Genomic DNA, 14,191 nt, shown 5'->3' on the forward strand with positions numbered 1-14,191 from the left:
CGCCCGCCGCTCACGGCTCTACTGCGGTACGCCGTCGACCAGCGAGAACCAGTACTCCATGAACGGTTTCATGGCCTGGCCGACCAGCTCGATGCGCGGGCCGCCGGGGCCCTTGCAGTACGCCCATAGCAACTTGCCCGAATCGTCCGGGATGTAGGACTTGACCTCCACCTGGTATCCGTTGGCCTCGAGCTTCGCGACGTCGGCTTCGACGTCATCGGACCAGTAGCCGAGGTGGTGGACACCCGAGTCCGCCGGCTCCCAGATGGTGCCAGGGACGGTCTCGATGACCTCCAGTCGTGGTTCCGATTTCGAATAGGCCATCCGCATCGGGATGGTGATTTCGCCGTCTGGCGTAACGCCGACCTGGTCGACCGAGACCACGTCGGTCCATTCGTACCCGGCGACTTTGGTGAACCACTCAAGGGTGTTGTCGAAGTCGTCGACGATGATCCCGCTGTGGTAGAGATCCTCGGGTTTCACTGCTGCTCCTCATCGGCCTTGGCGGTGTTGAGCTCCTGCTGAAGCCACTGCACCTCGCTGTGATTCTCCCCGCCCGCGGCGGACAGTAGTTGTTGCAGTGCAGCATGTTTCACATCCGAGGCGCCCGCGTCGCCTGGCGTCTGGGACAGCACGATGTCGGTGAGGTGAAGCGCCTGCAGCGGGCGGCCTTCATCGACGTGCGCCTTGGCGCGCTCGATCAAACCCGCGGTACCACCGGCTAATTCGATCAGGTCCGGCCACACCGTCGATGGAGGAGCGTCGTAGAGCTCGGTGGTCGATTCGTAGCGGAACCAACCGACGTGCTCCTCCCAGATGGAGCGCACGATCCACGGCACCTTTCCGTGCACCTGGGGGAGCGCGAGTTCCTTGGGCAGCGTGACGTCTCGCATCAGCGCCCAGAGGTCACTGCCCGAGTTCATGCCGTCGATGGTGCGGTCGCGCAGGAACTTCGTGGCATCGCGCACCTTGGTCATGGTGGCTTCGATCTCGTCGGCGCCGGTGAACACTTCGTGGCCGTTGAAGAGGGTCTCCGGCCGGAGCGCGATGACGCGATCGACCGAGTGGATGAACGTCATTGCGCTGCGAATCTTGTCGCCGCGCAGCGTGTACAGGTTCGGTACGTGGCCGAAGAAGGGGCCCATCAGGTTCCCGACGAACGCGGTCCGGTGTTCCGGCATCCAGACGGCGAGTGCATCGGTGGTCTCGCCGCCAGGGGTCGCGTACAACTCGAATCGGCGCCCGCCCACCTCGAATGCGTGGGTGTCGATGAACGACGAGGTCAGCACCGGTTCGGGGGGTAGGTCTGCGGCCGTCGACTCGACGTCTATGAAGGCGCCCCACAGCTTCATGATGCGTCGGACGTAGAACGGGTGCAGATTGCGCCAGTACTCGCGCACGTCGCCGTGGTTGGCCTGCGCGATCGTCTCGACTCCAGGGGCGTTGAACCAATCCCACCCACCCACGTGGTCGGGATGTCCCTGGGTGAAGGTGACGACGCGCAATGGTCCGTTGCCTACCCGATCGAAGCGCGCCTTGAGCTCGGCGGCCTCGAAGTGCGTGCCGGTATTGATCATGACGTCCCCGTCGGGGGAGGTCACCAGGTAGCTGTTCGCGATGTTCTTCGACATGAAGATGCCGTTGCCGACGTCGACGGCGTCCTGGGCGCCTTCGCCCTGTTTCACGAGCGAGTCGAGCGATTGCGCCACGTTGAGCCCTCCCAAATGGATTCCGATCCAACCTAACATTTGTTCTCTATGGTCGTATAGTCTCTGCGTCCATGGCGACGGCATCGGTTGGTCAACACACGCGCAACGTCGATCAGCTCGTGACCGCAGCGTGCGAGCGCGCCAGTTTGGACGACTTCGGTGCGGACGGATGGCGCGAGGGGCTAGAGCTTCTGGTCGACTCGGTGGAGTCCGCGCCGGGCGTGAACGACGGCGGGCGCTCCTACCTCTACGGGCAGTTCGTCGACGCGATGTGGAACCGGCTGCGCATCGTCGACCACGTCAAGCACCACCCCGAAGTTCGAGCCGAACGGGTCGAACGTCCGCTTGTCGTGCTGGGTCTTCCGCGCACCGGCACGTCGTTGGCCAGTTATCTGCTCGACCAGGACCCGCGGCGGCGATCGCTTCTGACGTGGGAAGCCGAAGACTCGGTGCCGCCCTCGACTCCGGACACGCTCTACTCCGATCCGCGCTGCCTGAAGAAGAAGGCCGAACTCGACGTACTGGCCGAGGGACTCAAGGCGGCGAACATCCCGCTGGTGCACTGGGATGAGGCCGATGGTCCGACCGAGTGCCTCTTCGTGCAGAACCAGGACTTCAAGGCCTACCTGTGGGAGTCGTTCATGCCCACCGCGGCCTATGCCGACTGGCTGCTCGAAGCCGACATGTCCAGTGCTTACGCCTATGAGCGGTTGGTACTCCAGATGTTGCAGTCGCGCGCACCGGGCGTCTGGTCGCTCAAGATGCCGTCGCACGCGGTCCACGTCGAGGCGCTGCTGAACGAGTTTCCCGACGCGCGCATCGTGTGGGCGCACCGCGATCCGTTCAAGTCCACCGCGTCGTTCCTGCGCCTCAACTACCTGTCCCGCGCCGTGCTCGGCGCCGACGTGGACGTGTCCGAGATCGTGCCGAACGTGCTGCGTCAGCTCCGTGCACACGTCGACCGGCCGCTGCAAACGAGAAGGCGTGTCGGCGACGATCGGTTCTTCGACCTGCACTACGCCGAGCTGATGCGTGACCCCGTGGCCGTGCTGCGCTCGCTGTACGACTGGGCCGGTGACGAGCTGACCGGCTCGACCGAACAGGCGATCCTCGGCTGGCTAGCGCAACATCCGCAGGATCGTCATGGCGCGCAGCCATATTCGCTCGACGGATCCGGTGTCAGCCGGTCCGACCTCGAACCGATCTTCGATGACTACTTGTCGACGTTCGACATCGAACTGGAGGACGCGTGAAAGCCGTGGTGACCAACGAGCAGCACGGCTTCGACGTCGTCGAGGTGCCCGATCCGACACCTGGCGCAGCCGAACTGGTCATCCGGGTCGCTGCCTGTGGCGTGTGCGGATCCGACATCAAGGCGCAGCCGTACATGCCCGCGGGGATGGTCATGGGTCACGAGCTTGGCGGTGAGATCGTCGCCGTCGGCAGTGATGTCGCGGGCGTGACGGTGGGGACCAACGTCGCCGTGCTTCCGGTGGTTTCGTGCGGAGCGTGTGCAGCCTGCACGGCCGGGGTCGTCGCGCACTGCGGACAGACCCGGTACATCGGAATGGGTCCCGATCGCGGCGGTTTCGCCGAGTTCGCCGTCGTCCCTGCGCGCCACTCCTTCGCACTACCGGGCGGTCTCCCCGACCACTACGCCGCCCTGGTGGAGCCCTTCGCAGTTGGACTGCACGGAGTCCACACCGCCGAGCTCGGCCCCGACGACGAGGTCCTGATCGTCGGAGCGGGCGGCGTCGGGTTGACGACTGCCGCATGGGCGCGGGCCAAAGGGGCGCAGCGTATTACGGTCATCGATCCGGACCCGCAACGCAGACAGGCGGCCATCGCGATCGGAGCGACCGACGTGATTTCGTCGGCGGTGGAGGCCACTCCCGGCGACTACGACGTGGTGATCGAATGCGTTGGTCGGCCCGAACTGCTGCAGACCTGCCAGGCGGCACTGCGTGCGCAGGGCCGCATCGTCATCTCCGGTGCCTGCGACAAGCCGATGCCGATCGAACCCATCACCGCGTTGCTCAAGGAACTGACCATCAGATTCTCGGTCTGCTACCGGCCCGACGAGTTCCGCGAGACGATCACCGCTTTCGCCGACGGCACGATCGATCCGACGGCGATCATCGGACCGACGTTGGGGCTCAACAGGATTGCGGACGCGTTCGACCTCGTCCGGACTGCAGAGGCGCACGGGCGGGTGCTGGTGTCGCCGTCCATGGTCGGATAGCGGACTCGCCCTATTTGGCGGCGCGGATGCGGTCGTGCTCGGCGGCCACGCCTGCGATCACCGCGTAGAGGTAGCTCTCGAGTTGTTCGGCGGTCTCCGGACCGGACAGACCGTTGGCGAGTCGAAAGAGAAAGCCGCCGAGGAACGTGATGACGGCGAGCGCCTGCTCTTTGATCAACTGTTGATCGAGTGGCACGCCCGCTGGTTGCACTTGAGTGACGGCCTGCTCGCCGATGGTGAGGAACTGTTTCATCAGATCGTCGAATACCGAGCCGAGTTCGGGGTCGCGCGCGGCGATCATCATCAGTTCGAATCGGGCCCGCGCGCGAGACCTTTCGGGTTCGAAGCCCGTACGCATCGCCTGCACCGCGAGTTGAGCCAGCAGCACTTCGGAGTTGTCGGCGTCGGCCGACGTCGCGTACGCCATCGCTGCGGTGAAGTCGGCGAGGTCCTGGGACACCACGCGATCGGTCGTGGCACGGAGCAGCGCCGCGCGGGTCTGGTAGTAGAACGAGGTCGTTCCATCGGCCACGCCAGCACGGCGGTCCACCCTCAGGTGAGTCAGGTTGCGTGCGCCATCCTCGGCCAGGAGCTCGATTGCCGCATCGCACAGCGCGCGCCGACGCTCCTCGACGTTGGGTTTTCTTCTCGTGGCAGTCATCGCAGTCGCATGAGTCTAAGCGCTGGCTACCGGTCGTTGGCGGCACTGAGCAGCTCGTCGAATGCGAGCTGCATGCAGTCGGCGTAGTGCGCCGGGTCGGCGAGCGCGCCGCGGTCTGCGGTCGCCCCTATCGAGATGGTCCCGTTGTAACTCACCACGACGTGGAACAGGTTCATGCCCCCGATCAGTGGGCCCAGACCGGTGACGTATCGAAGTCGCGCACCCGCGAAGTAGATAGGTTCCGTCGGACCCGGCACGTTGCTCACCGTGGTACTGGCGATCGTCGGACCGCTGAACGGCATGGCGCTGGCGGCCTTGACGGTCAACCCGAGCAGCGTGGTGGGGACCATGCCCACCAAATCCATCACTCGGGCGCTGCCGGCGCCTCCCGCGTTTCGGAACTGGGAGGTCTCTTCGACGATCGCGGTTAGCCGTTCGAGTGGGTCGGCGATCGAGGTGCCCAGCGGTTGCAACTTGCCGAAGAGTCGGTTGCCGCCCCCGCCTCGCTCGTCGTCGGACCGTATCGACATCGGGCAGGCCGCGACGAGATTCTCCTCGGGAAGTTCACCGTGCCCCTGCAGGTAGTGGCGAAGCGTGCCGCCGACGTATGCCAGCGCCACGTCGTTGATCGTCGCGTCGGGCACGCACCCCTTGATGCGCTTGAAGTCCGCGAGTTCGTGAAACCGTGCCTCGAAGACCCGGTGCGGGGTCGTCGACCCGTTGAAACGCGTGCTCGGCGGGAACGGTGAACCATTTCCGGGGCCCAGTGTCGCCGCGACACCGTCCGACAGCGCGCCCGGCAGCGTGCGCAGGTGGCGCAGCGCGTTGTAGGCGTTCGGAATCACGACCTTGCCCACCCGCAGTGGATACAACGCGACGTTGATTGCGGTGCGGGCGACCAGGTTCGACGTCGACGGCAAGGCACCCGGGTCCCACGGGCGATCCGGCGGCGCGGGGCGCGGGGCGTCGGCGGCGAGGTCGTGCATGGCCGCCATCATCTCGACGCTTTCCATTCCGTCGACGACGCAATGGTGCAACTTGAGTGAGATCGCGAACGAACCCTTCGGCACTCCTGGCACGGCGTTGAGTCCCTCGATGACGGTCAGCTCCCACGGTGGGCGCCGCAGGTCGAGTTGGCGTCCGTGGATGCGCGCGACCTGGATGCACAGCTGGCGCCAGTCGCCAGGTTGAGGCAAGGCGATGTGACGAACGTGGTATTCGAGATCGAAGTCTGGATCGTCGACCCAATACGGCATGTGCAGGCTGCCAGGCAGCTCGGTCAGGCGCCGCCGGAAGGTCGGAGCGAGGTGTAGTCGTGCGTCGAGCTCCTCGAGGATGCGCTTGAAGATGACCCGGCCGTCCGGGGCCGTCGACTGGTCGTAGATGAGCAGCATTTGTATCTGCATCGGGGTTTCCGGCCGTTCGGCGCGCAGCATCATGTCGTCGGTCCAGCTCAGCTGCTCCATGTGTACTCAGTTCCCCTCACCCAGCTCACCCGCACCCCTGAACATCAGTCGACACGTTGGGCGCGGCTCGCGCAGCCGTTCCCCCGAAACCGTCACGTCGGCTGATCCGCCCGGCCGAGTGCCGTTCTGGCCGAACAGAACTGAATTACTTCGGCACCGCGATTCGCAGCGGTTAACTGGCGGGCGCGCCGTACGCTACAACGATGCTCGGATTCGCATCCACGCAGGTGACCCGCACACTGCGTTCCTGCTCCCGGTGGGTGGTCGACGCGAAGCCGGGCGACTACGTAGTTGCGCTGAGCGGCGCGGCGACTTCGCTGCCGGTCGTCGGGCGACACCTCGAGGTGCTCAGCGGCTTCGCGGCGCTCGGAGTGGGCGGCCGAGGCTACATTCCGGGTTTGCTCGCAGGCATGCTGCAGCCGCGGTGGAGCCCAGAGCGTGCAGCGCAGCGTCGCGATCGGTGGGCCTTGACACCGGGCGTATTGACAGAGGCGTTGGACGGCATCGTCGCCCCCGAACTGCTCTCCCAGCCCTGGCCGTCGCATCGGGACCGGGCGCCGGTGTGGAAGGCGGCCGGGCAGCGGCGTTACGTGTACCGCTCAGCGGTGCGCTACGGCGAACACCCGAGCCAGCTACTCGACGTGTGGCGAACCAAGGACCCACTCCAGAAGCCGGCCCCGGTGCTCGTCTTCGTGCCCGGCGGGGCCTGGGTGTTCGGCAGGCGCGAGCTGCAGGGCCACGCGCTGATGGCTCATCTGGTGCGGCGAGGGTGGGTTTGTCTGTCGGTGCAATACCGAACCAGCCCAGGGCACCGCTGGCCACGTCAGATGACCGACGTCAAGGCCGCGATCGCGTGGGCGCGGGCCAACGTTCACGAGTTCGGCGGTGACCCCAATTTCGTCGCCGTAGCCGGGTGTTCGGCAGGCGGGCATTTGGCCACCTTGGCCGGCCTGACGGCCAACGACCCTCAGTGGCAAGCCGACCTTCCCGTGGACGCCGACACCTCGGTCGATGCGGTGGTCAGCGTGTACGGCCTCTATGACTGGCACGACCGCTCCACGAAGGAGCGCGACCGCTTCATGGGATTCCTCGAACGGGTCGTCGTGAAGCGTTCGCAAACGCGCCATCCCGAAGTCTTCCGCGCGGCCTCGCCGACGGAACGCGTTCATTCGTATGCACCGCCCTTTCTGGCGGTGCATGGGAGCGACGACGGCATCATTCCCGTCGAGGAGGCGCGCGCGTTCGTCGGCCGACTGCGGATGGTGTCCGACTCGGCCGTGGGTTACATCGAATTGCCGGGCGTGGGACACGGTTTCGACCTGATCGACGGTGCGCGCACGGCACCGGTGGTGGCAGCGATCGGCCGCTTCCTGCACCAGATCCACCAGGACCGACTCGGCGGCAAGGTGATATCGGCCGTCTGACGGAGCCGCTGTCGGCTCAAGATCGGCGTGTGCCAACAATGGGTATCGTGGCCAACCGCATTCAAGCCCTGCTGGGCGTCCAATATCCCGTCGTCCAAGCCCCGATGACGTACATCGCCCGCGCGGCCCTGGCCGCAGCGGTGTCGGAGGCCGGCGGGCTGGGCATGATCGAGACCCTGACCGAAGAGGGTCGCGCGGATCTGCAGCGGGTACGCCAGCTCACCGACAAACCCGTCGCCGCCAACCTCATGATCCAGGGTTGGAAGAAGGACCCTTCGATCGTCGACGTACTGGCCGCGGCCGGCGTCCGACACGTGTTCACCTCGGCCGGGGATCCGGCCCTTTTCACTACGCGACTGCACGACGCGGGCATGACGGTCGTGCACGTCGTCGGATCGCTGAAGGGCGCACGGAAGGCGGCCGACGCCGGCGTCGACGCGCTGGTCGTCGAAGGCGTGGAGGGCGGCGGCTTCAAGTCCCTGCTTGGTGCCTCGACGATGGTGCTGCTTCCGCTCGTCGCCGAGTCCATCGACCTTCCGATCATCGCGGCAGGCGGCATGTGCGACGCCCGGTCCGCGGCCGCCGCCGTGGTGTTGGGTGCCGAAGGCGTGCAGATGGGGACGCGAATGCTGGCGAGTCGGGAGTCGGCCGTCCACACCAACTTCAAGGACGCGATCATGGCAGCGGACGACGCGGGCACGGTGATGCTGGACATCCCGGGCAATCCGACCATGCGGGTGCTGCGCACGGGCATGGCCCAGCGGGTGGCCGCCAACGACGCGAATGCGCAGCTGCTTGGCCGGATCACCGAGCTCTACTTCGACGGTGACATGGATGCCAGCGTGGCGAATACGGGTCAGGTGTCCTCCCGTATCGACGACCTGCTGCCGGTCGCCGAGATCGTGCGCCAGACATGGGGCGACATTGCGGCGGCGCTGGATGCTGCGCGACCGCGCATCTCCTGTGCTGAGTAAACCGCTGTGATTACAGTAGGAGCTTCAAGTGTAATGGTCGGGCTGACGGCGAGGTTGGGAGACCTGAGTTGATCAAGGTGATGGAGGGCGTTCGCGTCCTCGAGGTGGCGCAGTTCACGTTCGTGCCCGCGGCAGGGGCCATCCTCGCGGACTGGGGAGCCGACGTCATCAAGATCGAACACCCGGTGCGCGGCGACACCCAGCGTGGCTTCATCAACATGGGCGGATTTCAGCTCGACCCCAACCGGCACCCGCTCATCGAGCACCCGAACCGAGGCAAGCGCAGCGTCGGAATCGACGTGTCCACGCCCGGCGGTCAGGAGGTGCTCTACGAGATCGCCAAGACCGCCGACGTGTTCCTGACCAACTACATGCCCGCGCAGCGCCAGAAGAACAAGTTCGACATCGAACACATCCGTGCGGCCAACCCGAACATCATCTACGCCCGTGGCAGCGCGTACGGCGACAAGGGTGTCGAACGCGATACCGGCGGCTTCGACGGCACCGCCTTCTGGACGCGCAGCGGCGTCGGGCACGCGCTCACGCCCGAGGAGATCGGCGGCGCACTGTCGCAGGGCATTCCGGCGTTCGGCGACTCGATCGGCGGGATGAACATCGCGGGCGGCATCTCGGCGGCGTTGTTCCACCGGGAACGCACGGGCGAGGCAGTGGAACTCGACGTTTCGCTGTTGAGCACCGCATGGTGGGCGGCAGGCGCCAGCGTCACCCAGGGCATGGAGACCGGCGAGACGATGCGCTCGTTGATGCCGGATTCCATTGGCCCAACGGTGAACCCGTTCCTCGGCAACTACCTGACCTCCGACGGCGGCACCATCAACCTCTGCATCGTCAGCCCCACCGGCTACATCCGCGACGCGTTCGAGCACCTGGGTCTGCCCGAGCTGGCCGACGACCCGCGCTTCTCCGACGTCATGCCGCTCATCGAGAATGCCGCGGCGGCAGCCGAACTGATCGCGGACTCCATTCGCAGCAAGCCGTTCGACTACTGGCGTCAGCACCTGAAGACGATGAAGGGGCAGTGGGCGCCATTCCAGAGTCTGATCGACCTCGCCTCCGATGAGCAGGCGCTCGCCAACGACATGGTGGTCGAGGTCGAGGCGAACGACGGGGGAGCGCCCTTCAAGGTGGTTCGCGGCCCCGTCCAGTTCAACCACGAGGCGCTCGAAACCACCCGTGCCCCACAGGCCTCCGAGCACACCGAGCTGGTGCTGATGGAAATCGGACTGGACTGGGACCGGATCGAGGAGCTCAAGGACGCTGGCGCGATCGCCTGAGCGTCACGATTCGTTGCTGGCGATGGCGTCGGCGAGCGTCTTCGGGTCGTGTGCCGAGACGATCAACAGGTCCGGCTCCTGCCGGGCGTATAGCTCTGCGAGCCGGGCGTGGTTGTCGCGCACACGCTTTCGATCGAAGGCGCTCATCGCCTCGGAGAGCTTGAGGGCGACGGGTACCGGCGAATGGCGGTCGATGGTGCCGCCGTAGTAGAACGCGTCGCCACAGTGCAGCACCCAACGATGGCCGGCGTCGACCGCGACGCAGGCATGCCCACGGGTATGTCCGGGCAGCGAAACCAGCACGACGCCCGGTGAGATGGTGTCGAGTTCCTTGGCGGCCGCGAAGCCTCGCCACGCCTCGCCGTCCGGATCGTGCTCGACGAGCTTCGGGCCGTGCGCCCACTGCGCGGGCCGGAAGCGAATCTTCTCTCGGAACGACGGCGACGTCACGGCGCCGGCGACTTCCGCTGCGGTGACGTGGATCTGGGCGTCGGGGAAGTCGGCGAGGCCACCGATATGGTCGATGTCGAAGTGCGTCGTCACGATGTGGCGCACGTCGTCGCACCCGAATCCGAGCTGCTCCACCTGTCGGGCAGCGGTCTCGTCGAGATCGAACCTGGGCCGGAACAGGTGACGGAACGGGCCGATGCGGGTGTGGTCCGCGCAGTCGGCCAGTCCATAACCCGAGTCGACGAGCACCAGCCCGTTGTCGGTTTCGATCAGCAGCACATGGCAGACCATGGCAGCGGGGGAGTCCATGGTGCCGCAGTTGAGGTGGTGAACCTTCATGGCAGCACCCGGCTCCTCAGCACTTCTTCGACCTCGGCCCGGCAGGCATCGAGGTCGAGCTCGTCGTCGAGCATCGACTGCAGGGCCACACCACGCAACATGCCGACGACCACCGCGGCGAGCCCGCCCGGATCGATCGAACGCGCGATCTCGCCCGATGAGACACCCCGCTCGATGCGTTTGGCGAGCTCGTCACGGAACTCGCGGTCCGAGGCCACCATCGACGGCCGGACATCGGGCGAGCCAGTGGCCACGGCGTCGGCCCACAGCATCAGTCGCGCGCGGCTGGCCGGCTTCGGGTGTGACAGCGCCTGAAAGTAGGCGCTTACCAGGCCCATCGCCTCGTCGAGGGCGGAGTCCGAGACGCTTTCGGCGAACACCTCGCGGCGGAATTCGACGGTGACCGAGTCGACGAGTCGCTGCATCATCGCGCCCTTGGAACCGAAGTGGTGGGTGGCCAGACCACGGCTGTAGCCGGCGCGCTCACCGATGTTGGCGAGCGTCACGCCCGAGGGCCCGAGCTCGCCGATCAGTTCCGCGGCGGCGGCGAGCAGCCGCTGTTCGGCCTCGACGCGGCGTTCCTCCTGCGTGCGGCGAGGCTCCGTCATTCGGCGTTCTGCACGCCGGCGAGCGCGAGCAGCTCACCGCGCCCGATCTGGGTCACCAGGCTGGCCGAGTCGAAGTAGATCCGCTCGTTGACGATGCGGTCGCCCTCGAAGAAGAACACGGCGATGATCGGCACGCGGAACGCCTTGCCCGTCGGTGGAAGCCCGTAGAACTCGCCGAGATTCGTGCCAAGCAGGTCGAATTCGACGATCACCCCGTCGTCGGTCACGTGGAAGCGAGAGTTGTCATGCCGCTGGTCGGGGAACGCGGTTCTGGTGATGCGGTAGTAGTCCATCACCTCGCCGTCGCCGTCGAAGACCTGCCCGGTCGCCATGATCTCGTAGTGGGGATGGCCGTTGAACGTGGCGAGCGTCCGATCGAAGTCGTGGGTCACCTCGGTGTCCATGTGTTCGCGGATGACTGCAAGGCGGCGCTGCCGCAGTTCGTCGTCGATCATGGTGGACCTCTCGGAGAGTAACTAGCTTGTTGACCAACAAGTTAGTATCCGGGGGCCGTGGAGGTCAACCCCGCGACGGCACTAGACCGCCTTCACGTACCGCTTGCTCACGATGCGCTGCACCAGGGCCGTTACTGGTCCGGCCAGCCGGCTCCACCACGTGCCGTGACGCGAGAACGCGGTGACCTCCGCATACACCGCGTCGTCGCCCGCGTCGTAACGCACCGCGAATAGCTCCTCACCGATCTCCGCGTGGCCAGGCAACGTCCCGTAGGCGAAGCCGCGATGGTCGGGCTCGTCGAGCACGTACACGACCCGGCATGGCGCACGCACGGGGCCCAGCCGGACGATGACCTCCGAGCCGACGGCCGCGACCTCCGTCGTCGCGTCGACACGCACCCCTGCGCCGCGCAGCATGTCCCAGCGCATCACCGCATCGGCGGCTTCGTCGAAGCGTTCGCGGCCATGCCCGATGACCGCCGACTCGTGGACGTGGTGATAGCCCGCGGGCAACGGACCCGCGGTGGCGCCAACTTCGGTGTAGGTCAACGGGAGTGCGGCGAGGTCACCAAGTTTCACCCACCCACCTTGGCACCGTCGGAGTACGTTCGTTCGGGTGACCACTGAATCCATTGCACGAGAGTCGGGAACCTTCACCATCGGTGGCGACCTGACGGTCAACCGGTTGGGGTTCGGCGCGATGCGCCTAACGGGCAAGGGCGTCTGGGGCCCGCCCGTCGATCACGACGAGTGCATCCGCGTACTACGCCGCGCGGTCGAGCTCGGCGTCAACTTCATCGACACCGCAGACTCGTACGGGCCCTACGTATCGGAAGAACTCATCCAAGAGGCGTTGCACCCCTACCCGGACGACGTGGTCATCGCCACCAAGGCGGGGCTGGTCCGCACGGGGCCGGACGAATGGCCGGTGCTCGGTTTCCCGCCCTACCTCCGTCAGGAATGCGAGCTGAGCCTGCGCAGGCTGGCGGTCGATCGCATCGACCTGTTCCAGCTGCACCGCATTGACACCAAGTTCCCGCTCGAAGACCAGCTTGGCGAGCTCGTCGCACTGCAGCAGGAGGGCAAGATCCGGCACATCGGGTTGTCCGAGGTGACCGTCGAGCAGTTGGCCGCCGCTCAGAAGGTGGCGACCATCGTGTCAGTGCAGAACATGTACAACCTGACCGTGCGCTCCTCCGAGACGCTGCTCGACAAGGCCACCGAGGAGGGCATCGCGTTCATCCCGTGGTTCCCGCTGGCGGCGGGGCCATTGGCCGCATCCGACGGGCCGCTGCAGCGCATCGCCGCCGACCACCACGCCACGCCGTCGCAGCTGGCGCTGGCGTGGCTGCTGAAGCGGTCCCCAGCGGTCCTGCCAATCCCCGGGACGTCGAAGGTCGCGCACCTCGAGGAGAACGTCGGCGCCGCCTCGATCGTGCTGACCGACGAGGAGTTCGAGACGTTGAGCAAAGCCGGTGCGACCGGCTGACCGTTGGACACGAACCCGTCACCCATACGGTGGACCCGTGGAAGCCGATCATCACGAGCATGCCGGCGGAGGGTTCAACCCGCCGGTGCCCACCCGACGGGGTGGTCCCGACTACGGACGTTTCGTCGAAGCCGTCCGCACGTTGCAGGACCTCACCCGGGGCGCCGATGCACCCGACGACGTCGTCAGCGAGGCAGCCGAACTCGTCGAGGCCGCCAACCGCCTGCTCGATCCCTACGAGGCCGACGAGTGGCATTCGCCGTCCGGGCGGCGGTTCGACCTGCCCAACCGCGGCAGCATCCTGTCGATCCCCGTCGACCTGACCGTGACCGAGGACGGCCGCATCCGGGGAACGACGTCGTTCCGCCGCTTCCATCTCGGGCGCAACGGGGCCGTGCACGGCGGCTCGCTGGCGCATCTGTTCGACTCGCTGCTGGGGTTCACCGCGTTCAAGCTCAGCGACAGCAAGAAGCAGCGCACGGCGTACCTGCACGTCGACTATCGCCAGATCGTGCCGATCGACACGACCCTGCAGGTGGACGCGGGCATCGAGCGCATCGAAGGTCGCAAGATCTTCGTCGACGGCCGGCTGTTGGACGGCGACGCGGTGCTCTGCGAGGCAGAGGCGCTGTTCGTGATGCTGAAGCCGGGCCAGCCGTGAACGAGCGCAAACGCGCGTGGGCCCGCTGGCGCGACAGGGTGCGCGACCGCCCGGCCGTCGACTTCACCTATCGCATCGTCGTCGGAGTCGTGGGGCTCGCCGTGCTCTTCGTCGGCATTCTCGCCATTCCGTACCCGGGCCCCGGCTGGGCGATCGTCTTCGTGGGCCTTGCCATCCTGGCCACCGAGTTCGAATGGGCCCGACGCGCGTTGGCCTGGACACGCAGGCGGTACGACCGGGTGATGGACTGGTTCAAGGCCCAGGGCCTGTGGGTGCAGGCACTCGGATTCGTGCTGACGGCCGCGGTCGTAGTGGGCACGCTGTGGCTGCTGGGTGCGCTGTCGTGGACGGCAGGCCTCTTCGGCATCGAGTGGCCCTGGTTGAAGAGTCCCATCGGCCTGGGGTCCTGACCGCCCTC

At 66.4% G+C, this 14,191-nt stretch carries 16 protein-coding genes; 8 read left to right on the top strand and 8 right to left on the bottom strand.

Features of this window, described 5'->3' with window-relative positions; genetic code table 11:
• Window positions 1–18: 18 nt before the first annotated feature.
• A complete protein-coding gene (locus SLQ33_RS11380; protein WP_319453947.1) occupies window positions 19–483 on the bottom strand; it encodes a VOC family protein in 465 nt (154 codons plus the stop codon).
• Window positions 480–1,709: an alkyl sulfatase dimerization domain-containing protein gene (locus SLQ33_RS11385; protein ID WP_319453948.1), complete on the bottom strand. Its 1,230-nt coding sequence runs from the start codon at window positions 1,707–1,709 to the stop codon at window positions 480–482. Before SLQ33_RS11385 ends, SLQ33_RS11380 begins: the two co-directional genes overlap by 4 nt.
• Window positions 1,710–1,780: 71 nt before the next feature.
• On the opposite strand from SLQ33_RS11385, the gene SLQ33_RS11390 reads away from it, so the two are divergent.
• Together SLQ33_RS11390 and SLQ33_RS11395 are read left to right on the top strand one after the other, a co-directional pair.
• Window positions 1,781–2,962, top strand: coding sequence for a sulfotransferase (locus tag SLQ33_RS11390; protein ID WP_319453949.1), 1,182 nt, complete (start codon window positions 1,781–1,783; stop codon window positions 2,960–2,962).
• Window positions 2,959–3,951: a zinc-dependent alcohol dehydrogenase gene (locus tag SLQ33_RS11395; RefSeq protein WP_319453950.1), complete on the top strand. Its 993-nt coding sequence runs from the start codon at window positions 2,959–2,961 to the stop codon at window positions 3,949–3,951. Before SLQ33_RS11390 ends, SLQ33_RS11395 begins: the two co-directional genes overlap by 4 nt.
• Before the next feature lie 10 nt (window positions 3,952–3,961).
• Here SLQ33_RS11395 and SLQ33_RS11400 read toward each other — a convergent pair whose 3' ends face one another.
• Window positions 3,962–4,612, bottom strand: a complete 651-nt coding sequence (locus SLQ33_RS11400; RefSeq protein ID WP_319453951.1) for a TetR/AcrR family transcriptional regulator — start codon at window positions 4,610–4,612, stop codon at window positions 3,962–3,964.
• A gap of 26 nt (window positions 4,613–4,638) precedes the next feature.
• The gene (locus SLQ33_RS11405; protein WP_319453952.1) at window positions 4,639–6,078 is read right to left on the bottom strand and encodes a wax ester/triacylglycerol synthase family O-acyltransferase; all 1,440 of its coding nucleotides are present in this window, start codon (window positions 6,076–6,078) and stop codon (window positions 4,639–4,641) included.
• 203 nt (window positions 6,079–6,281) lie between these two features.
• On the opposite strand from SLQ33_RS11405, the gene SLQ33_RS11410 reads away from it, so the two are divergent.
• The 3 genes from SLQ33_RS11410 (at window position 6,282) to SLQ33_RS11420 (ending at window position 9,771) form a co-directional block, all read left to right on the top strand.
• Window positions 6,282–7,502 (top strand): alpha/beta hydrolase, encoded by a 1,221-nt coding sequence (locus SLQ33_RS11410; RefSeq protein ID WP_319453953.1) that lies wholly within the window; start codon window positions 6,282–6,284, stop codon window positions 7,500–7,502.
• 47 nt (window positions 7,503–7,549) lie between these two features.
• A complete protein-coding gene (locus SLQ33_RS11415) occupies window positions 7,550–8,476 on the top strand; it encodes an NAD(P)H-dependent flavin oxidoreductase (RefSeq protein ID WP_413467632.1) in 927 nt (308 codons plus the stop codon).
• 80 nt (window positions 8,477–8,556) lie between these two features.
• The gene (locus SLQ33_RS11420) at window positions 8,557–9,771 is read left to right on the top strand and encodes a CaiB/BaiF CoA-transferase family protein (RefSeq protein ID WP_319454348.1); all 1,215 of its coding nucleotides are present in this window, start codon (window positions 8,557–8,559) and stop codon (window positions 9,769–9,771) included.
• A gap of 3 nt (window positions 9,772–9,774) precedes the next feature.
• Here SLQ33_RS11420 and SLQ33_RS11425 read toward each other — a convergent pair whose 3' ends face one another.
• The 4 genes from SLQ33_RS11425 to SLQ33_RS11440 form a co-directional block, all read right to left on the bottom strand.
• Entirely contained in the window at window positions 9,775–10,560 is a 786-nt protein-coding gene (locus SLQ33_RS11425; RefSeq protein ID WP_319453954.1) for an MBL fold metallo-hydrolase, read from the bottom strand.
• Complete coding sequence (locus SLQ33_RS11430) at window positions 10,557–11,168, bottom strand: TetR/AcrR family transcriptional regulator (protein WP_319453955.1); 612 nt, start codon at window positions 11,166–11,168, stop codon at window positions 10,557–10,559. The genes SLQ33_RS11425 and SLQ33_RS11430 overlap by 4 nt, the downstream gene beginning before the upstream one ends.
• Window positions 11,165–11,623, bottom strand: a complete 459-nt coding sequence (locus SLQ33_RS11435) for an ester cyclase (protein ID WP_319453956.1) — start codon at window positions 11,621–11,623, stop codon at window positions 11,165–11,167. Before SLQ33_RS11435 ends, SLQ33_RS11430 begins: the two co-directional genes overlap by 4 nt.
• A gap of 81 nt (window positions 11,624–11,704) precedes the next feature.
• On the bottom strand, window positions 11,705–12,202 hold the full coding sequence (locus SLQ33_RS11440; protein WP_319453957.1) for a DUF1990 domain-containing protein: 498 nt from the start codon (window positions 12,200–12,202) through the stop codon (window positions 11,705–11,707).
• 37 nt (window positions 12,203–12,239) lie between these two features.
• On the opposite strand from SLQ33_RS11440, the gene SLQ33_RS11445 reads away from it, so the two are divergent.
• The 3 genes from SLQ33_RS11445 to SLQ33_RS11455 are packed head-to-tail and all read left to right on the top strand — an operon-like array spanning window position 12,240 to window position 14,183.
• Window positions 12,240–13,112, top strand: coding sequence for an aldo/keto reductase (locus SLQ33_RS11445; protein WP_319453958.1), 873 nt, complete (start codon window positions 12,240–12,242; stop codon window positions 13,110–13,112).
• Between the two features lie 37 nt (window positions 13,113–13,149).
• Window positions 13,150–13,773 (top strand): PaaI family thioesterase, encoded by a 624-nt coding sequence (locus tag SLQ33_RS11450; protein ID WP_319453959.1) that lies wholly within the window; start codon window positions 13,150–13,152, stop codon window positions 13,771–13,773.
• The gene (locus SLQ33_RS11455) at window positions 13,770–14,183 is read left to right on the top strand and encodes a TIGR02611 family protein (protein ID WP_319453960.1); all 414 of its coding nucleotides are present in this window, start codon (window positions 13,770–13,772) and stop codon (window positions 14,181–14,183) included. The genes SLQ33_RS11450 and SLQ33_RS11455 overlap by 4 nt, the downstream gene beginning before the upstream one ends.
• The last annotated feature ends 8 nt before the right edge of the window (window positions 14,184–14,191 follow it).

It is taken from the genome of Mycobacterium sp. RTGN6 (assembly GCF_033804605.1).
Classification (GTDB): Bacteria; Actinomycetota; Actinomycetes; order Mycobacteriales; family Mycobacteriaceae; genus Mycobacterium.